Below are 19,446 nucleotides of genomic sequence, written 5' to 3'. Positions count from 1 at the left end.
CCGGCGGAGTCGGCGACGGACCGTATCCCGGCCCGCCCACCGACCCGCCGGCCGGCCGTCCGCGACCCGGAACCGACCCCGAGGGCGCGGCCGGCGGCGGCGACCCCGTACCGTACGACGGGCCACGTGCCGAGTTGCCGCCGCTGCCGCCGATCCCGGCGCACGGCAGCGGCTGGGCGCCGGCGGCGACGGACGGGAGTGACACGTTGGGCGCGTATCTGAGCACGCCACCGCGCGGCGGCCCGCTGGAGGCGGCAGGGCACCCCGGCGACGACGACTCGGTCGGCATGCGCATCCCCATGCCGGTGCAGAGCGGGCCGGAGGCCGACCGGCTGCGGTACGTCGGGGCCGCGACCCGGCGGATCGCCCGCGGTCTGGACCTGGACGAGATCCTGCTGGGCCTGTGCCGCTCGGCGGTGCCGGCCTTCGCCGACGCGATCATGGTGTATCTGCGCGATCCGCTGCCGGTCGGCGACGAGCGCCCGTCGGGCCCGCTGCGGCTGCGACTGCGCCGCGCGGACGGCGGTCTGGACGGGCCGTCGGAGGACGACGCCCCGGTGGGCGCCGCCCCGTTGCTGCCCGCGCTGGAGCCCGCCTACGGCTCGGAGCCGATCAGCGTCCTGCTGGACGGCCCGCTCGCCGAGGTGCTGCGCGGGGTGCGGCCGGTGTTCGCCGAGTCGATGCGCGCCGCCGACGCGCTGTCCGAGCTGCTCGGCCACCCGGAGACGCCCGCTGCCCACCGGCCGCCGCGCCCTGCTGGCCCCGCTGCGCGGCCGGCGCCGGGTGATCGGCGCCGCGGTGCTGCTGCGCCGCCCCGACCGGCCGCCGTTCGAGGCCGACGACCTGCTGGTGGCCGCCCAGTTGGCCACCCACACCGCGCTCGGCGTCGACAAGGCGGTGCTGTACGGGCGCGAGGCGTACATCGCGGACGCCCTGCAGCGCGAGATGCTGCCGGACTCGCTGCCGCAGCCCACCGGGGTGCAGCTGGCCAGCCGCTATCTGCCGGCCGCCGAGTCGGCGCGGGTCGGTGGCGACTGGTACGACGCGATCCCGCTGCCCGGCAGCCGGGTGGCGCTGGTGGTCGGCGATGTGATGGGCCATTCGATGACGTCGGCGGCGATCATGGGCCAGTTGCGGACCACCGTGCAGACGCTGGCCGGCCTCGACCTGGCGCCGCAGGAGGTGCTCTACCACCTCGACGAGCAGGCCCAGCGGCTCGGCCAGGACCGCATGGCGACCTGCGTCTACGCCGTCTACGACCCGATCGCGCACCGGCTGGTGGTGGCCAACGCGGGCCACCCGCCGCCGGTGCTGCTGCACGCCGACGGCCACGCCGAGGTGCTGCGGGTGCCGCCGGGCGCGCCGATCGGTGTCGGCGGGGTGCCGTTCGAGGCGGTGGAGCTGCCCGCGCCGGCCGGGGCGACCCTGCTGCTCTACACCGACGGCCTGGTGGAGTCCCGCAGCCGGGATGTGTGGGGCGGCATCGAGCTGCTGCGGGAGCGGCTGCGCGACGCCGCCAGCGTGGTCTCCCCTCCCCCGCTGGAACCGCTGTGCGACGAGGTGCTGGAGATCCTCGGCCCGGGCGACCGGGACGACGACATCGCCCTGCTGGCCGCCCGCTTCGACGGCATCTCGCCGAGCGATGTCGCCTACTGGTTCCTGGACCCGCAGGCGCAGACCGCGGGCCGGGCCCGCCGACTGGTGCGGCAGGCGCTGCGCCGCTGGGACCTGGACGACCAGTTGGACGCGGCCGAGCTGCTGGTCAGCGAGATCGTCACCAACGCGGTGCGGTACGCGGAGCGGCCCATCACGCTGCGGCTGCTGCGCACCGACGTGCTGCGGTGCGAGGTCGGCGACGACGCGCCGCTGCTGCCCCGGATGCGGCACGCCGCCCCCGAGGAGGAGGGCGGCCGGGGTCTGTACCTGGTCAACCGGATGGCCCAGCGCTGGGGCGCCACCCGGCTGGGCGCCGGCAAGGTGGTCTGGTTCGAGCTGCCGCTCGGCTAGCGACCCGCCCGGCGGTGGTCTCGCCGGCGGGGTCGGGCGACACCTGGACACGAAGGGTGGTCGCCCGGTCGCGTAACGTGCCGGGATGCACGATCGGTGCGAGTGTGGGCAGGAGCCACGCGACGCGATCCGCGGTGTCCGCCGATGGACACCGGACGGGAGGACTTCCCCCCATGACCACATTCAACGTCCAGCGCACCACCAACAACGCCGGTATCCCGGTGGAGAGCGACGAGCACTCGCTGACGATCGGCCCGGACGGCCCGATCCTCCTTCAGGACCACTATCTGATCGAGAAGATGGCCCAGTTCAACCGGGAACGGGTCCCCGAGCGGGTGGTGCACGCCAAGGGCAGCGGGGCCTACGGCCGGTTCGAGGTGACCAACGACGTCAGCCGCTTCACCAAGGCCGACCTGTTCCAGCCGGACCGGTCCACCCGGATGCTGGCCCGCTTCTCCACCGTCGCCGGCGAGCAGGGCAGCCCGGACACCTGGCGCGATCCGCGCGGCTTCGCGCTGAAGTTCTACACCGAGCACGGCAACTACGACCTGGTGGGCAACAACACCCCGGTGTTCTTCGTCCGGGACACCATCAAGTTCCAGGACTTCATCCGCAGCCAGAAGCGCCGCCCGGACAACGGCCTGCGGGACAACGACATGCAGTGGGACTTCTGGACCCTGTCCCCGGAGTCCGCGCACCAGGTCACCTGGCTGATGGGCGACCGGGGCATCCCCAAGACCTACCGCCACATGAACGGCTACGGCTCGCACACCTTCATGTGGATCAACGCGGCCGGCGAGCAGTTCTGGATCAAGTACCACTTCAAGACCGACCAGGGCATCGAGTTCCTCACCCAGGACGAGGCCGACGCGATGGCCGGGCAGAACGCGGACGCCCACCGGCAGGACCTCTGGGAGGCCATCGAGCGCGGCGACCACCCGTCCTGGACGCTGTATGTGCAAGTCATGCCGTTCGCGGAGGCGGCCGGCTACCGGTTCAACCCCTTCGACCTGACGAAGGTGTGGCCGCATGGCGACTATCCGCTGATCGAGGTCGGCCGGATGACGCTGGACACCAATCCGGAGGACTTCTTCGTCCACATCGAGCAGGCGGCGTTCGAGCCGTCCAACATGGTGCCGGGCATCGCCCCGTCGCCGGACAAGATGCTGCTCGGTCGGCTGTTCTCGTACCCCGACACCCACCGCTACCGGATCGGCCCGAACTACGCCCAGCTGCCGCCGAACCGGCCGCACGTGCCGGTGCACTCCTACGCCAAGGACGGCCCGATGCGCTTCGAGCCGAACCGGGTCGGCGCGCCTTACGCCCCCAACTCCTACGGCGGTCCGGCCGCGTCCCCGGAGGCGTACGGCGACCTGGCCGGCTGGCGGGCCACGGGTGACATGGTCCGGCAGCCCTACACGCCGCACGCCGAGGACGACGACTTCGGGCAGCCCGGCACGATGGTCCGCGAGGTGATGGACGACGCGGCCCGCAGCCGCCTGGTGTCCAATGTGGCCGGCCACCTGAGCGACGGTGTCAGCGCGCCGGTGCTGGAGCGGGCGCTGCGGTATTGGCGCGCCATCGACCAGCAGGTCGGCGACCGGATCGCGGACGCCGTCAAGCGCGCCTGACATCGGGCGCTCGCAGAGCGCAGCCCCGGAGCACGTGATCACTTCCCGTGCTCCGGGGCTGCATTACGTCCGACCTGTAGCGCAACACCGCCTTTGACCTGCGCACACGCTGCGCCGACGGCCTTATGCACCATGGGTATACATACGATGTATACCCATGGTGTAGTCTGCTGCGCATGTCAATCGGCCACACCCTGCTCGGACTTCTGGAGTCCGGGCCGCGCCATGGTTACGACCTCAAGCGCGCCTTCGACGAACGCTTCGGACACGACCGCCCCCTCGCCTACGGGCAGGTCTACTCGACCATGGCCAGGCTGCTGAAGAACGGCCTGGTCGAGGTCGACGGGATAGAGCCGGGCGGTGGCCCCGAGCGCAAGCGCTACGCCATCACCGACGCCGGGGTGACCGATGTGGCGGCCTGGCTCGCCCAGCCGGAGAAGCCCGAGCCGTACCTGCAGACCACCCTCTACACGAAGGTCGTCCTGGCGCTGCTGACCGGCCGCCCCGCCGAGGAACTGCTGGACGCCCAGCGCTCCGAGCACCTGCGGCTGATGCGCGAACTGACCCGGCGCAAGACCGCCGGTGACCTCGCCGACCAGCTGATCTGCGACCACGCCCTGTTCCACCTGGAAGCGGACCTGCGGTGGCTGGAGCTGACCGCGGCCCGACTCGACCAGCTCGCCGCGGAGGTGGCCAAGTGAGTGCCCACAACGAACCCCTGCTCGTCGCCACCGAACTGCGCAAGGCCTACGGGCCGACGCCGGCCCTGGACGGCGCCGACTTCACCATCCGCGCCGGCGAGGTGGTGGCGGTGATGGGCCCGTCCGGATCCGGCAAGTCCACCCTGCTGCACTGCCTGGCCGGCATCGTGAAGGCCGACTCCGGCTCGGTCCGCTACGGCGGCCGCGACCTGACGACGATGTCCGACGGCGAGCGCAGCGCGCTGCGCCGCACCGACTTCGGCTTCGTCTTCCAGTTCGGCCAGCTGGTGCCCGAGCTCACCTGCGTGGAGAACGTGGCGATGCCGCTGCGGCTCGGCGGGGTCAAGCGCCGCGAGGCCGAGGAGCGGGCCGCCGCCTGGCTGGCACGGCTGGAGGTCGCGGACATCGCGGGCAAGCGGCCCGGCGAGGTCTCCGGCGGCCAGGGCCAGCGGGTCGCGGTGGCCCGCGCGCTGGTCAGCCGGCCGCGGGTGGTGTTCGCCGACGAACCGACCGGCGCGCTGGACTCCCTGAACGGCGAGTGGGTGATGCGGCTGCTGACCGACGCGGCACACGACACCGGCGCCGCGGTCGTGCTGGTCACCCACGAGGCACGGGTGGCCGCCTACTCCGACCGGGAGATCGTCGTGCGGGACGGCAAGTCGCGCGACATGGAGCGGACGTCATGAGCGGTTCTCCCGGGCCCCTGGTCGGCTTCGACGCGATCGGCCCCCGCGGGCCGCGCGGCGAGGGGCCGGAGCAGCCCGCATCGGTCCGCGTCTGGCTGCGCGACCTGGTCCTCGGTGTCCGCTTCGCGGCCGGCGGCGGCCGCGAGGGCTGGACCCGGACGGTGCTGACCGCCGTCGGTGTCGGGCTCGGCGTGGCGCTGCTGCTGCTGGCCGCCGCCATCCCGGCCATGATGACCACCCGCGACCACAAGGAAGCGGCCCGCAACGTCTCGCCGGTCACCTTCATAGCCAAGCCCACCGACCGCACCCTGCTGGTCGGAAATGCCCGGACCACCTACCACGGCCAGGACATCACCGGCGTGCTGGTGCGCCCCGAGGGCAGCCGTCCCGCCGTGCCACCGGGCGTCTCCGCACTGCCGCCCGGTGGGCACATGCTGGTCTCCCCCGCGCTGAAGAAGCTGCTGGCGCACGCGCCGCTGCTGCGCGAACGGCTCCCGTACACCGTGGACGGCACCATCGGGCAGGCCGGGCTGCTCGGCCCGGCGGAGCTCTACTACTACGCGGGCAACGACCACCTGACCGCGCGGGACAACGGGAACTACGACAGCGGCACCGCCGACCGGGTGGCCGGCTTCGGCTACCGGAGCGCCTCCGAGCCGATGGGCCCGGTGCTGGACCTGCTGCTGGTGATCGTCCTGGTGGTGCTGCTGCTGCCGGTGGCGGTGTTCATCGGCACGGCGGTGCGCTTCGGCGGCGAGCGCCGCGACCGGCGGCTGGCGGCACTGCGGCTGGTCGGCGCCGACATCCGGATGACCCGCCGGATCGCGGCCGGGGAGGCCCTGTTCGGGGCGGTGTTCGGGCTGGTCTTCGGCTCGCTGGTCTTCCTGCTCGGGCGGCAGCTCGGCTCCAAGATCACCCTCCACGGCATCTCCGCCTTCCCGTCCGACATGACACCCAGTACCTCGCTGACGCTGCTGATCGTGGTGGCGGTGCCGGTGGCGGCGATCGCGGTGACCATGCTGAGCCTGCGCCGTACCGCCATCGAACCGCTGGGCGTGGTCCGGCAGTCGCTCGGCCGGCGGCGCAGGCTGTGGTGGCGGCTGCTGATCCCGGCGGTCGGACTGCTGCTGCTGGCCCCGTTGTTCGGCGCGGTCAAGGGCGACGTCCATATCAACGAGTACCAGGTCGCACTGGGCACCGTGATGCTGCTGATCGGCGTCACCGCGGTGCTGCCGTGGATCGTGGAGACCGCCGTGGGACGGCTGCGCGGCGGCCCGGTGTCCTGGCAGCTGGCGACCCGGCGGCTGCAGTTGAACAGCAGCGCGTCGGCCCGGATGGTCAGCGGCGTCACCGTCGCGGTGGCCGGCGCGATCGCCCTGCAGATGCTGTTCGGCGGGGTCAGCGGCGACTTCTCGAGCAGCACCGGCGCCGATTCGACCCGGGCGCAGGCCCAGGTCTTCGCCCCGATCACCAACGGCGGCCAGACCCAGCAGTACATGCGGAAGATCGCGGCCACCAAGGGCGTGCGGCAGGTCTACGGCTATGTCGACTCCCGAGCCACCCAGCCGGACGCGAGCACCGCGGGCGGAACCGACTTCGCCTATCTGCCGCTGGAGGTCGGCGACTGCCCGACGCTGCGGCAGCTGGCCGTCATCACCTCCTGCGGGCCGGGCAGCGCCTTCCTCGTGCCGCCGGGTCCCGACACCGGCGACGACGGGGCGATGGCCACCTACGCCCAGCCCGGCGCCAAGGTGGACCTGAACGTCCCCGACGGCGAGGCGTACCGCGGCAAGCCCGAGCTGTGGACCATCCCGACCGGTATCCGCCGGGTCACCGCCCGCGTCGACCCGGCGGGCACCATCAACTACGGGATCTTCGTGACCCCCGAGGCGGTGGACGCCACGAAACTGCCCGAGCCGAGCTCGCGGATCATGGTCACCCTCGACCCCAAGCAGCCGGACGCCATCGAGTACCTGCGCAACACCGGTGTGAAACTGGGCCCGAGCGCCTATGTGTCGACCATCACCGACACCACGGAGAAGTCCGGCTTCGTCCAGCTGCGCCGGGGCCTGTTCGCCGGCGCCGCCCTGACCATGGCGCTGATCGGCGCGAGCCTGCTGGTGACGATGCTGGAGCAACTGCGGGACCGCAGGAAGCTGCTGGCGGTGCTGGTGGCCTTCGGCACCAAGCGGGCCGCACTGGCCTGGTCGGTGCTGTGGCAGACCGCGATCCCGGTGGTGCTGGGCCTGGTGCTGGCCGTCGCCGGCGGCATCGGCCTGGGCGCGGCGCTGCTGGCGCTGGTCGGCCGGTCCTTCCGCGCCGACTGGGGCGGTGTCGCCACGATGTCCGCGATCGGCGCCGGGGTGGTGTTCGCGGTGACGCTGCTCAGCCTGCCGCCGCTGTGGCGGCTGATGCGGCCGGACGGACTGCGCACCGAATGAGCCGGTGAGCGGCGGGAGTTGACCGCCTCCGCGAACCCGTTGCCCCGCTGGCCCGACCGGCCCGCGGGGCGACGGGTCGGTGGGGGCGGGTCCGTGGCGGGCCGACCGCTCAGAGGACCGGCGTGCGCATGCCTCCGCCGGCGGTGGAGTCGGTACCACCCGGTGCGTCCGACGGCTCGGACCCGGTACCGGATTCGCTGCCGGCTTCGGCAACCGGTGCGGTCCCGGCTTCGGCATTCGGTGCCTCGCCGGGTTCGGTGCCGGCTTCGGTCCCGGCCTCGGTGCCGGCTTCACCAGCGGATGCCGGCCGGGGCTCCGCCGTGCGTCCCGCCTCGGGCTCCGCGCCCGGCCCGGCCGGGCCCGACTCCCCCTCCGGCACCGGCGGCAGGCCGTCCGCGTCGCGGGCCGCCGCGATCTCCCGGGAGTGCGCGCGCAGGTAGCTGACCACCGTGTTGCCGACCGCGACCAGCGGCACCGCCGCGACCGCGCCGCCGATGCCCGCGACCAGCGAGCCGGCCGCCACCGACAGCACCACGGCGAGCGGGTGCACCCGCACCGCGCGGCCGAGGATGAACGGCTGCAGCACATGGCCCTCGATCTGCTGCACGAGCAGCACCACCGCCAGCACCAGCAGTGCGGTGACCGGCCCCTGGGTGACGAGCGCGACCACCACCGCTATGCCCCGAGGCCACCGCGCCGACCAGCGGTACGAAGGACGCCAGGAAGATGAGCACGGCCAGCGGCACCGCCATCGGTACCTGGAGGCAGAAGATGCCGACGCCGATGAAGATGGCGTCGATCAGCGCGACAAGCACGGTGCCGCGCACATAGAGGGTGAGGGTGTGCCAGGCGCGCGGGCCGGCCCCGGCCAGTCCCTCGCGGGCGGGCTCGGGGAAGAGCCGCAGCACCCATTTCCAGATGTTGGGGCCGTCGTAGAGCAGGAACAGGGTGCTGAACATCGCCAGCAGCATGCCGGTCAGCAACTCGACGATGACGGTGACGCCTTGGAGTCCGGCGTCGGTGAGTGCCTTGGTGTTGGAACCGATGGCGTCGCTGAGGTTCTTGGCGAGCTGGTTGATCTGGTCCTCGGTGACATGGAAGGGGCTGTGGAGCAGCCACTTCTTGCCCTCGGCCACGCCGTCCTGCAGGCTGTGCGACAGATTGTCGATGTTGGCCATCACCTGCCACACCACGAACCAGCCGACCAGGCCCATCACGATGAAGCCGCCGATGAACACCAGCGCGGTGGCCAGGCCGCGCGGCAGACCCATCCGCTTGAGCCGGGCCACGAACGGCTGCAGCAGCGCGGTGATCAACAAGGCGGCCATGAAAGCGAGTACGACCAGCTGGACGGCGCCGATCACCCGCATCAGCACCCAGACGGTGCCGGCCAGCACCAGGAGCCGCCAGCCCACTTCGGCCGCGACACGCATGCTCCAGGGCACCACGGTCACCGGGTCCAGCGGGGGGCGGGACGGTCGCCGGGCGGCCGGGGCCGACGGGGGCTGCGCGGTGGACACCGCCCCGGTCGCGGCCCGGCCGGTCCCACCAGCCCGGGCGGCGGTGCCGGCCCCGGGTATCCCGGCCGGTGCGGGCGTCCCCTTCGGGGGTGCGCCGGCCGGGACCACAACGGCGTCCGCCCCGGCGGTGTCGGCCGGGGCGGTAACGGCTTCGGCGGTCGAGCCGGACTGATGCGCCGCGTCGCGCGCGGACACCTCGGCGTACCGGTCCTCGATCCGGCCGGCCAGTCGGGCCAGCCCGCCGGCGAGGGCAGAACTCCAGTGGCGCTTTTCCGGCATCCCGCATCCCCCTGACCCCTCCGGCCGCCGTCCCCCGGCACCGCCGGCCGACTGTGACCCTGCTGTGGAGACGACGTTACCCGGGCTCAGGGTTGCCCGGTTCAGCGGGAGTCGGGGCCGTCGGACGACCGCGGGTCACGGCACGCCGGCGAACCGGCGTGCTCGCGGCCCCACTCGGAGGGAGCGGCCGGGCGGCTCAGTAGTAGCTGTGCCCCTGCCAGAACTCCCAGGCGCCGCACGGACTTCCGTAGCGGCTGTTCATGTAGTTCAGGCCCCACTTTATCTGCGTGGCCGGATTGGTCCGCCAGTCGGAGGCGACCGAGGCCATCTTCGAGCCCGGGTTGGACTGCACCAGTCCGTAGGCACCGGACGACGCGTTGGTGGCGGTGTAGTCCCAACCACTCTCGCGGGAGACGATGTTGGAGAAACAGGCGTACTGGCCGCTGCCCACGATCGAGCGGGCCATCGCCTGCACGGCGGCGATCGAGTAGGACGACTTCACCGGGAAGGACGCGTTCACGTCGCCCTGGCTGGCCTCCTGCTCCTTCTTCTCCTTGGCGAGCGCCTCCGCCTTGTCCGCGGCCTTCTTCTTGGCCGAGGCGTCCTTGGCCGCTTGCACGCGGGCCGCCTGCTCGGCGTACTGCCTCGCCGTCGCGTCGGCGGCGTCGGACTGAGCCTGGATCTGCTCGGTCAACGAAGCCTGCTGTACTTGCTGCCCATCGGGGATGTCAGCAAGGAGCGTCGTCGTCCCGGCTGCTTCGACGGGCTCGGTGGTGCTGCCCTGTTCTGCGCCTGACGCGACGCCTACGACGGCGCCCACAGTGGTGACGGCGGTGGCGGATGCCACCGCGAGCCCCCGGACCGAGATCCGGCTCACACGGTTTCCTTCCGGAAGCGTCCGCTTGGTGACCGCACGGACGCAATCGTGCCCCTGGCGCTGTCCCCTTGGGTCCGGTCCGCCGTACGGGCCGGTCGGTCACGGGGGTTCTGGCCCGGTGCGAAGTCCCTTGCGGGGTCCGCGTGGTGCTCGGGCGGCTCATGGCGTGCGTTGTGAATTTGTGTGGTTCTGCTGGTCCTACCCCCCGAGAGGTGTAGGAGTGCCATAAGCGGGGCCTGACAGCCTCACACCCTGCCGTACGCAGACGCCGCGCGGCAATTTCCGGTTGAGTGGCAAACTTCACACGCTGCGAACGAAGGTAATTGCTCGCGCCTGTTGCCCGGAAACGCTAAGCTGCTGCGCCCTCCGGGGAGGGCGCAGCAGCCTCAACTCTGATCATTCATAGCCAAATCCGGGCATCGCATCAAACGATCATGCCAGGATCGGATCCGGCCTCGGCACCGTCACGCCCCGCCGTCCTCCAGCATCTCGGTGACGAGCGCCGCGATGGCGGACCGCTCGGAGCGGTTGAGCGTCACATGGGCGAACAGCGGATGGCCCTTCAGCTTCTCCACCACCGCCACCACGCCGTCGTACCGGCCCACCCGGAGGTTGTCCCGCTGCGCCACGTCGTGCGTCAGCACCACCCGCGAGCCGGCCCCTATCCGGGACAGGACGGTCAGCAGCACATTGCGCTCCAGCGACTGCGCCTCGTCCACGATCACGAAGGCGTCGTGCAGCGAGCGCCCCCTGATGTGGGTGAGCGGCAGCACCTCGAGCATGCCGCGGGCCACGACCTCCTCGATGACTTCCTTGCTGGTGACCGCGGACAGGGTGTCGAAGACCGCCTGGGCCCAGGGGCTCATCTTCTCGGCCTCGCTGCCCGGCAGATAGCCGAGCTCCTGGCCGCCGACCGCGTACAGCGGGCGGAAGACCATCACCTTGCGGTGCTGGCGCCGCTCCAGGACCGCCTCCAGGCCCGCGCACAGGGCCAGCGCGGACTTGCCGGTGCCGGCCCGGCCGCCCATCGAGACGATGCCGACCTCCGGGTCCAGCAGCAGATCCAGCGCGATGCGCTGCTCCGCGCTGCGGCCGTGGATGCCGAACGCCTCCCGGTCGCCGCGCACCAGCCGGACCTGGCCCTCGGCCGTGACCCGCCCCAGCGCCTTGCCCCGGTCGGACTGCAGCACCAGCCCGGTGTGCACCGGGAGCGCCGCCGCCTCGGGCAGGGTGATCGTTTCCTGAGCGAAGAGCGCGTCCACGTCCTCCGCCGAGACCAGCAACTCCTCCATTCCGGTCCAGCCCGAGGTGATCGCCAGCTCAGCCCGGTACTCCTCGGCCAGCAGGCCGACCGAGGACGCTTTCACCCGCAGCGGCAGGTCCTTGGAGACGACGGTGACGTCGTACCCCTCGGCCTGCAGATTGCGGGCGACCGCCAGGATGCGCGAGTCGTTGTCACCGAGCCGGAATCCCGCGGGGAGTACCCCGGGGTCCGAGTGGTTGAGCTCGACACGGAGCGTGCCGCCGATGTCACCGATCGGAATCGGTGCGTCGAGCCGGCCGTACCGGATCCGGAACTCGTCCAGCAGGCGCAGGGCCTGCCGGGCGAAGTAGCCGAGCTCCGGGTGGTGGCGCTTGGCCTCCAACTCCGTCACCACGACGACGGGCAGCACGACCTCGTGCTCGTCGAAGCGGGTCAGGGCGTTGGGGTCGGCCAGCAGCACGCTGGTGTCGAGTACGTACGTGCGCCGGTCGTGATCACGGCGATTCTTGCTGGTCACCACGTGTGGACGAACCCCCTCGGGAGAGGTGAGTCTGCGGTCCGACAGCCAAGGTCCGGATGCCGGTCTGCCAGTGATATGCCCTGGAAAGCCCACGCCCATGCGAATGCATATGACAGTCGTCCGACGGTCACCGGCCGTCCATCGGCCGCTCATCCGTACTTCGGCGAACTCCTGAGAACGGTAACTCCGCAGGCAGGCTACCCACTAGCCCTTTTTGTCCGTAGCTGGGCGACGGCGGGCGACTACGATCCGTAGCGGCGGTGCCGGGCCGCGTAGTCCCGCAGGGCCCGCAGGAAGTCGACCTTGCGGAACGCGGGCCAGAAGACCTCGCAGAAGTAGTACTCCGAATGGGCGCTCTGCCACAGCATGAAGCCGGACAGCCGCTGCTCCCCGGAGGTGCGGATCACCAGGTCGGGATCCGGCTGGCCGCGCGTGTAGAGGTGCTCGGCGATGTGTTCGACGTCGAGGATCTCGGCGAGGTTCTCGATGGTGGTGCCGCGCCCGGCGTGCTCGTGCAGCAGCGACCGCACCGCGTCGGCGATCTCCTGGCGGCCGCCGTAGCCCACCGCCACGTTCACCAGGATGCCGGTGGTGCCGTCGGTGGCCTGTTCGGCCTCCTTGAGCACGGACTGGGTGTGCGCGGGCAGCAGATCCATGGTGCCGACGTGGTGGACCCGCCAGCGGCCGTTGGCGGCCAGATCGGTGACGGCGTCCTCGATGATGCCCAGCAGCGGGACGAGCTCCTCGGCCGGCCGGTCCAGATTGTCGGTGGACAGCAGCCACAAGGTGACCACCTCGACACCGGTCTCCTCGCACCAGCCCAGCATCTCGGCGATCTTGTCCGCCCCGGCCCGGTGGCCCTCCTCGGTGGTGCCGCCGGCCGCCTTGGCCCACCGGCGGTTGCCGTCCAGGATCACACCGATGTGCTTGGGGCCCTGCGAGACGTCGAGCCGGCGTTCCACTCGGCGGGAGTACAGCCCGTACACCAGGTCGCGCAATGTCATCGCGTACCAGCCCCTCCTGCACTCCGACGCCCGGCGGCCACACTACTGCGCGAAGTGCCGTACGGACGAACCGGGTCGGCGGCCCACGAGGACGAAGAGGCTGGTGGGGTGACGGTCCGGGCACGCTCCGGCACGGGATCGGGGCCGGGCGCCGGCCGCGCCGGGAGCGCCGCGGAGCCGAGCCGGCGGGGGTGCGCGGAGGGGGTGGCGGGCGCGGCGGTAGCGGGTAGTAAGCGGTTCAACCGCGCGTGATAAGCAAGGTCCGTGGATATCCGAAACCTTTACCGCGCCTCCGACGAGCGCTACGACTCGATGGAGTACCGCCGCACCGGCCGCAGCGGGCTCAAGCTCCCGGCCGTGTCGCTGGGCCTGTGGCACAACTTCGGCGACGACCGCACGCTGGACTCCCAGCGGGCGATCCTGCGCCGCGCCTTCGACCTGGGCATCACGCACTTCGACCTGGCCAACAACTACGGCCCGCCCTACGGCGCCGCCGAGGCCAATTTCGGCACCCTGTTCGCCCAGGACTTCCGTCCCTACCGGGACGAGCTGGTGATCTCCTCCAAGGCGGGCTACGACATGTGGCCCGGCCCGTACGGCGAGTGGGGCTCCCGCAAGTACCTGCTGGCCTCGCTCGACCAGTCGCTGTCCCGGACCGGCCTGGACTACGTCGACATCTTCTACTCCCACCGCTTCGACCCGGACACCCCGCTCGAAGAGACGATGGGCGCGCTGGCCACCGCGGTGCAGCAGGGCAAGGCGCTGTACGTCGGCATATCCTCCTACGGCCCGGACCGCACCCGCGAGGCCGCGCGCATCCTGCGCGAGCTCGGCGTGCCGGCGCTGATCCACCAGCCGTCCTACTCCATGATCAACCGCTGGATCGAGGACGAGGGCCTGCTGGACGTCCTGGAGGAGGAGGGCATGGGCTGCATCGGCTTCGTGCCGCTCGCCCAGGGCCTGCTCACCGACCGCTACCTCGGCGGTATCCCGGAGGACTCCCGGGCCGCCCAGGGCAAGTCCCTCAACCCGGCGCTGGTCAACGACGAGACCGTCGCCCGGCTGCGGGCGCTCAACGACATCGCCGCAGCCCGCGGCCAGTCGCTGGCGCAGCTGGCCCTGAGCTGGGTGCTGCGCGACCCGCGGGTCACCTCGGCCCTCATCGGCGCGTCCTCGGTCGCGCAGCTGGAGGCCAACGTGGCCGCGGTCGGCGCGGCGCCGCTCACGGCGCAGGAGCTGGCGGCGATCGACGAGCACGCGGTGGAGCCGGCCGGGGTCAACCTCTGGTCGGTGAGCAGCGAGTCGTAGCCGGCGCGGTGCCCCGTTTTTAGGACCGGGGGCGGGGCTCAGTACAGGACGCCCGCGAGGGCGCCCAGCAGCATGAAGGGGCCGAACGGGATCGGCGTCCTGCGGTTGGCGCGGCGGGCGGCGATGAGGACCAGGCCGGTCAGGGCGCCCAGCGCGAAACCGGCGAACGTACCGGTGAAGACGGTCGGCCAGCCGTACCAGCCCAGGGCCAGCCCGACCGTGGGCGCGAGTTTGACGTCGCCGAAGCCCATGCCGGCCGGGTTGATGAGGAACAGCACGAGGTAGACGACCCCCACCGCCGCCGCCGCGCACAGCGCCCGCAGCCAGGACCCCTGGTGGGACGGCAGCAGCGCGGCCACCCCCAGGAGCGCCGCCGTACCGCCCAGCGCGGGCAGCGTCAGCACGTCGGGCAGCCGGAAGACCAGCAGGTCCACCCGGGCCAGCACCAGCCCGACCGGCACCAGCAACAGCCAGACCGCCAGCTCCGGGTGCGGCCCGGTGGTCAGCGCCAGCCAGCCGCACACCGCCGCGCTGCCGGCCGCCGCGCCGTAACCCAGGCCGTACCGGCCGGACGGGCAGTCCGGGACCCGGCAGCGGGCCGGCCCGAGCCAGCCGCGCACCGGGTGCCCCGACGGGCAGGCGGCGGCCCAGGGCTCCTCGGCCGGCACCGCCAGCCGGTACGCGGTCCGCGGCGCCAGCAGTCCGGCGGCTGTTCCCCAGACGGCGGCCAGCGCGATCAGATAGACATGCACCGGCCGACCGTACACGCGGACGCGGGCGGTACGGGGGGCGCTTGCCGCCCCTGCTGACGGGCCCGCAGGTGGGAGGGATGTCATGCGCCGACGCTGGCAGGACGGGGACGGGACGCTGCGCGCGCCCGGCGCGGAGGTGCCGCTGCGGATCGCGGCGTCCTACCGCGCCCGGACCCGGGGACTGCTCGGACTCGACGGGATCGAGGGCGCGCTGCTGTTGACCCCGGCGGCCAGCGTGCACACCGTACGGATGCGGTTCGCCATCGACGTCGCCTACCTGGACCGGCGGCTGCGGGTGCTGGCGGTCCGCACGATGCCGCCGGGCCGCGTCGGCCGCCCGCGGCTGCGGGCCCGCCACGTCCTGGAGGCGGAGGCGGGCGCCATGGCGGCGTGGGGGGGTGCGCCGCGGCGCGGTGCTGGAGGCGGTGACCGGGCCCGCGGCCGGGGGCGGCCCTACGGCAGGCGCCCGGTCGTGAACTCGATGCTGTTGACGATCTCCGGCAGCAGCGTCAGGTCGCGGCTCGTACCGTCCACCGACCAGGCCCGGACCAGCAGCGGGCGTCCGTCACGGCCGGTGACGTGCACCTCGACGTAGGCGGCCGGCCGCCCGTCGGGGGCCGGGCGGGCGTAGTTGAAGACCCGGGCGCGGTGGCCGTCCAAGGTCAGCGTGTCCTTGCGGGCGTCGGCGGGGACGGCGGGGGACACCGGCCGGGGGGCCCGCTGCGCCACCCGGGTGATCAGGCGGGTGACCGCCCGGCGGTCCGGCTGCCGGTCCGGCTGCCGGGCCACCTGCCGCCTGCACGGTGAGCACGGCGTTCGTCCGGCCGCTGCGGTCGCGCAGGACGGCTCCGCTGCCCGTCTCCCGCCAGCTCTTCGGGTGCGCCACGGACACCTCGGCCGCGCGGAGATAGCGCCAGCCCTCCGGCGCCCCCCGATCCGACCGAGCACCCCCCCGACAGCCCCCGCCACCAGCGCGGACACCCCGCTCAGCAGCCATGTCTTCCGCATGCGGGCAATCTACGACGCACCGGGGCCGGGTTCGCTGACCGGCGTGCGAGAGGCGCCCGCTTGGCGTGCGGACGGGGAGCGCGGGCGGGAAAAGAAAAACGGGCCGGCTCGCAGGGGGGGAGAGCGAACCGGCCCGAGGGGGGGAGTTACACCGTACCGCGTCCGAGCGCTCGCTCAGCACGTTACGCGGCAGGTGGCGTGAAAGTGATCTCGACTCTTCGATTCTGCTGCCGACCGCTTTCGGTCGAATTGTCGGCAATCGGGTAGTCCTCGCCGTAGCCCCGTACCTGGAAGGTATGGGCGGCATCACCGAGCGTGTCCAGCTCTGTTGCCAGAATTTGGTAAACGGCGTCGGCCCGCGCCTTGGAGAGCACGTCGCCGTGCTCGCTGCTGCCCAGGTTGTCGGTGAAGCCGAAAACACGGATAGGTGAAGAGACGTGTCGCGCCTTGATGTCGCTCGCGATGGCCCGGATCCGCCCGCTCGCGGCCGGCGCCAGCTTCGAGCTGTCCTTCGCGAACAGCACCTCGGCCTGGAGCGCGTAGGTCACCGTCGCGTTCGACGTCTCCTGCCGCTGCTGCGGCTGGCTGGCCGCCACCGAGCTCTCGTCGGTCACCGACACGATGTCCAGCACCTTCGGCGGCGCCAGCGTGGCCCCCTCCGGCAGCTTCAGCCCCGGCGAGGTCGGGTCGATCTGCACGGGCGCGGCCGGCGCGCTGTCCCCGGCACTCGGCGGCGGATTGGTGTCCGCCACGGCCACGGCCCCGTTCACCGTCCCGGCGGCGAACACCAACGCGACCAGGGCCCCCAGGGTCACCGCCACCCCGGCGGGCTTCTTCGCAGCGACAGGCTTCACGGCTGGCTCACCCCTCCGAGATGGTGATCTGGGCGGGGGGCATGGTGGGGAGCTCGAAGTCGACGGAGGTGGTGGTGGGCGGGGGGGCGGGAAATTGGGCGAAGATCGGCCGGCTCTCCTTCGGCTGGACCCCGATCAGGTCCATGGTGCACAGGCAGAGGCCGTCGGTGTCGCGCAGCACGTAATAGCGCTTCTTCCCGGCCTCGTCGACCAGGACGGCTCCGGCGACGGAGGCGCCGGACTTCACCACGGCCGTCTCCTCGCCCCGCCAGGCGACGGCGTTGAACGCCTTCGTGCCGTTGTTGGTGACCGTGCCCTGGATCGTCACATATCCGCCTTGGTCACGGACCGCCGACGTGATGGTGACCACCACGTTGTCGCCGCCCTTGATCTGGGCCAGGATCTGCGTCGGTTCGGTCGATGGCGTCTGGTCGCCACCTGCCGCCCCGGGGGTAGCCGACGTGGCTGCGCCGCCTCCGGGGGACGCCGGTGCGTCGGCCTTGCCGTCGCCGCCACCGCCGCCCCCGCAGCCGGCGAGCAGGAGTGCGAGGACGGCCGTCGCCGCCGCGCCGGCTGTTCTGCGCCCGTGGCCCTTGCTCATTGCGTGGAACTCCTCACTGGTCGGCCGACGTCAGTCACTCAGGTGGACGGTGTAGAAGTCCGACAGGTCCAGGACGAATCCGGTCTGGGTCGGATCGATGTCCAACGGCCCGTTGTCGCAGGTGAAGTCCACCACGGGCTTTTTGGCGTCGTCCAGAGTGCAGCGCGGTTCCACCACCGCGGTGGCATGCGCCGTGGCGTGGATGCTGTCGCTGCCCTTGACCACGGACGGACCGACGGTTCCCAGCATGCGCACGCCGACGGTCCACCCCGGGGGACCGGCCACGGGGACGCAGGAGACGACGTCGGCACGGTTGTCTGCCGCGTAGTCCCCCGCGACCGCGCACGGTGAACCGGGACCGTTCGCGGCTGCCAGCAACTGGCCCAGCACGTCAAGGTTCCCGGACAGCAGCGCCGCCAGGAACGCGTCGTGCACCTCGTCGCGTTGCTCGCGCGCCGCCGCCAGCGCCGCGGCGTCAGCGGCGGTTTGCGCGCCATTTCGGGCTACGGATGCCTGACCCACCGCGAAGTAGGCGAAGGCCAGGAAGAACAGGGCGGCGATGGCGACGATGTAGAGGCCGATCGTCTGGCCCCCGTCCGCGCGCAGGAACCAGCTCAGTCGCCGGCGATTTGCGAGATCTTCGACAGGATCGCGGTGAGGATGGCATTGCCGATGTCCGTAGTCGCCAGCACCCCGATGATCACCGCGATCACCACCGCGATCCCGAGGTACTCGATCCCGGTCTGGCCCCGGTCGCGGCCGAACTCGGCCATCCCTGTACGGATCCGGACGAAGCGCCGGACTAGCCACCTGTTCATGATTGTTCGCCCCATCCTTTGTCACCTGGCTATTGCGTGCGGTGGCCGTGCGCGGCCCGTCAGGGGAGGGGGACACGGCGCACCGCCTCTCGCTGGTCGTGGTGCGGGTTCGCAGTAACTGATTGCAGGTGCAAATATGGTTGCGAATGCAAAGGTACACCCGAGTCCCGCGCATCCGCACCCGGTTGAGCCGTGACCGACCGAAACCCAGCGGTCTCCGCCGGAATCGTGTCTTCCACCAGCATGGCGCGCAAGTGCCCTTCCTGGCATCGGAATCACCCATTTCCGAAGAGATCGCCGAAGTGGATCTGGGAACCGATGATCGTGCCTGTGATCAGCAGGATCATGGTGGCCGGCACCAGCAGAACGGTGATCACGCCGGTCGCTCGCGGGACCATCCGCGCCGCCCTGCGGCGGGCGTTCTGCGCTTCGCTGCGGCGCATGTCCTTGGCGATCTGCAGCAGCGTCCGGGCGATGGGGGCGCCGAGTTCCTCGCCCTGCTGGAGGGCGGACACGAACTGGGCCACCTGCTCACTGCGGTTGCGCTTGCGCAGCTGGTCGAAGGCGTCGCGGCGGCTGACGCCCACGTCCATCTGCCGCAGCGCGATCCGGATCTCGTCCGACCAGGGGCCCTTGTAGACGGAGTTGACGCGTTCCAGCGCCTGCCGAAAGCCGAGTCCCGCGCTGACCACCACGGCCAGTACGTCCAGGAAATCCGGCAGCGTCCGTTCGATGTCGTCGCGGCGGCGGCGGACCGCCACCCACAGGGCGAGGTCGGCCATCCACCAGCCGTAGGCGAGCACCAGCAGCGCCAGCAGCCAGCTGCCGCGGCTGAGCAGTACCAGGCCGCCCAGGCCGCCGAGCCCGCCGTAGACCGCGCGCCGGGCCGCGTAGCGGTCGACAGTCAGGCCGTACGGGTGGCCGGCGTGGTCGATCCTGGCCCGGAGCCGTGAGACCCGGGCCGGGCCCATCATGCGCAGCACCATGGGGGCCCAGCGGATGCCGAGCCGGTCGACGGCGCTGCCGGCGCGGGTGGTGCGGGTGCGGCCGACCTCCAGCGCCAGGGCCAGGTCGTCGGGGAGTTTGACGTCGGCCCGCAGCAGGCCGACCGCGTAGACGAGGCCGACCGCGCAGGCGGCGAGCGCCAGGGCGAGTCCGAGGCCGAGCAGTGTCAT

The 19,446-nt window shown here is 71.9% G+C and carries 15 protein-coding genes and 3 pseudogenes; 7 read left to right on the top strand and 11 right to left on the bottom strand.

Features of this window, described 5'->3' with window-relative positions:
- From GA0115240_RS06210 to GA0115240_RS06190, 5 genes and pseudogenes are all read left to right on the top strand, one after another.
- Nucleotides 1-2,007, top strand: a pseudogene (locus GA0115240_RS06210) (SpoIIE family protein phosphatase); the annotation flags it as partial.
- Between the two features lie 173 nt (nt 2,008-2,180).
- On the top strand, nt 2,181-3,638 hold the full coding sequence (locus GA0115240_RS06205; protein WP_093735638.1) for a catalase: 1,458 nt from the start codon (nt 2,181-2,183) through the stop codon (nt 3,636-3,638).
- Nucleotides 3,639-3,814: 176 nt separating this feature from the next.
- Nucleotides 3,815-4,339 (top strand): PadR family transcriptional regulator, encoded by a 525-nt coding sequence (locus tag GA0115240_RS06200; RefSeq protein ID WP_093735637.1) that lies wholly within the window; start codon nt 3,815-3,817, stop codon nt 4,337-4,339.
- Complete coding sequence (locus tag GA0115240_RS06195; RefSeq protein WP_093735636.1) at nt 4,336-5,025, top strand: ABC transporter ATP-binding protein; 690 nt, start codon at nt 4,336-4,338, stop codon at nt 5,023-5,025. Before GA0115240_RS06200 ends, GA0115240_RS06195 begins: the two co-directional genes overlap by 4 nt.
- The gene (locus GA0115240_RS06190) at nt 5,022-7,466 is read left to right on the top strand and encodes an FtsX-like permease family protein (RefSeq protein ID WP_093735635.1); all 2,445 of its coding nucleotides are present in this window, start codon (nt 5,022-5,024) and stop codon (nt 7,464-7,466) included. Before GA0115240_RS06195 ends, GA0115240_RS06190 begins: the two co-directional genes overlap by 4 nt.
- Before the next feature lie 241 nt (nt 7,467-7,707).
- Here the strand turns inward: GA0115240_RS06190 and GA0115240_RS06185 are convergent.
- The 4 genes and pseudogenes from GA0115240_RS06185 to GA0115240_RS06170 form a co-directional block, all read right to left on the bottom strand.
- Nucleotides 7,708-9,265, bottom strand: a pseudogene (locus GA0115240_RS06185) (AI-2E family transporter); the annotation flags it as partial.
- A gap of 196 nt (nt 9,266-9,461) precedes the next feature.
- Entirely contained in the window at nt 9,462-10,142 is a 681-nt protein-coding gene (locus tag GA0115240_RS06180; protein WP_093735634.1) for an aggregation-promoting factor C-terminal-like domain-containing protein, read from the bottom strand.
- 464 nt (nt 10,143-10,606) lie between these two features.
- Entirely contained in the window at nt 10,607-11,926 is a 1,320-nt protein-coding gene (locus GA0115240_RS06175; RefSeq protein WP_093735633.1) for a PhoH family protein, read from the bottom strand.
- A 242-nt stretch (nt 11,927-12,168) separates the two neighbouring features.
- Nucleotides 12,169-12,930 (bottom strand): isoprenyl transferase, encoded by a 762-nt coding sequence (locus tag GA0115240_RS06170; protein ID WP_093735632.1) that lies wholly within the window; start codon nt 12,928-12,930, stop codon nt 12,169-12,171.
- 264 nt (nt 12,931-13,194) lie between these two features.
- Here GA0115240_RS06170 and mgrA point away from each other — a divergent pair, with 264 nt between their 5' ends.
- Nucleotides 13,195-14,238: an L-glyceraldehyde 3-phosphate reductase gene (gene mgrA, locus GA0115240_RS06165; RefSeq protein ID WP_093735631.1), complete on the top strand. Its 1,044-nt coding sequence runs from the start codon at nt 13,195-13,197 to the stop codon at nt 14,236-14,238.
- Nucleotides 14,239-14,276: 38 nt separating this feature from the next.
- Here mgrA and GA0115240_RS06160 read toward each other — a convergent pair whose 3' ends face one another.
- Nucleotides 14,277-14,990 (bottom strand): prepilin peptidase, encoded by a 714-nt coding sequence (locus GA0115240_RS06160; RefSeq protein WP_256069571.1) that lies wholly within the window; start codon nt 14,988-14,990, stop codon nt 14,277-14,279.
- An 82-nt stretch (nt 14,991-15,072) separates the two neighbouring features.
- Here GA0115240_RS06160 and GA0115240_RS06155 point away from each other — a divergent pair.
- Nucleotides 15,073-15,396 (top strand): annotated as a pseudogene (locus tag GA0115240_RS06155) (DUF192 domain-containing protein); the annotation flags it as partial.
- Between the two features lie 47 nt (nt 15,397-15,443).
- Here the strand turns inward: GA0115240_RS06155 and GA0115240_RS36665 are convergent.
- The 6 genes from GA0115240_RS36665 to GA0115240_RS06130 form a co-directional block, all read right to left on the bottom strand.
- On the bottom strand, nt 15,444-15,779 hold the full coding sequence (locus tag GA0115240_RS36665) for a hypothetical protein (protein WP_093735629.1): 336 nt from the start codon (nt 15,777-15,779) through the stop codon (nt 15,444-15,446).
- A 401-nt stretch (nt 15,780-16,180) separates the two neighbouring features.
- The gene (locus GA0115240_RS06145) at nt 16,181-16,852 is read right to left on the bottom strand and encodes an OmpA family protein (protein WP_370673286.1); all 672 of its coding nucleotides are present in this window, start codon (nt 16,850-16,852) and stop codon (nt 16,181-16,183) included.
- A gap of 7 nt (nt 16,853-16,859) precedes the next feature.
- On the bottom strand, nt 16,860-17,453 hold the full coding sequence (locus GA0115240_RS06140) for a hypothetical protein (protein WP_093735628.1): 594 nt from the start codon (nt 17,451-17,453) through the stop codon (nt 16,860-16,862).
- 30 nt (nt 17,454-17,483) lie between these two features.
- Nucleotides 17,484-18,035 (bottom strand): pilus assembly protein TadG-related protein, encoded by a 552-nt coding sequence (locus GA0115240_RS06135; protein ID WP_346267920.1) that lies wholly within the window; start codon nt 18,033-18,035, stop codon nt 17,484-17,486.
- Between the two features lie 32 nt (nt 18,036-18,067).
- Nucleotides 18,068-18,271 (bottom strand): hypothetical protein, encoded by a 204-nt coding sequence (locus GA0115240_RS36075; protein WP_141708743.1) that lies wholly within the window; start codon nt 18,269-18,271, stop codon nt 18,068-18,070.
- Between the two features lie 275 nt (nt 18,272-18,546).
- The gene (locus tag GA0115240_RS06130; RefSeq protein ID WP_093735627.1) at nt 18,547-19,446 is read right to left on the bottom strand and encodes a DUF5936 domain-containing protein; all 900 of its coding nucleotides are present in this window, start codon (nt 19,444-19,446) and stop codon (nt 18,547-18,549) included.

This window comes from Streptomyces sp. DvalAA-14 (assembly GCF_900091855.1).
Classification (GTDB): domain Bacteria; phylum Actinomycetota; class Actinomycetes; order Streptomycetales; family Streptomycetaceae; genus Actinacidiphila.
The sequence above is the reverse complement of the archived record's forward strand: the minus strand, read 5'-3'. Positions and strand labels throughout refer to the sequence as shown.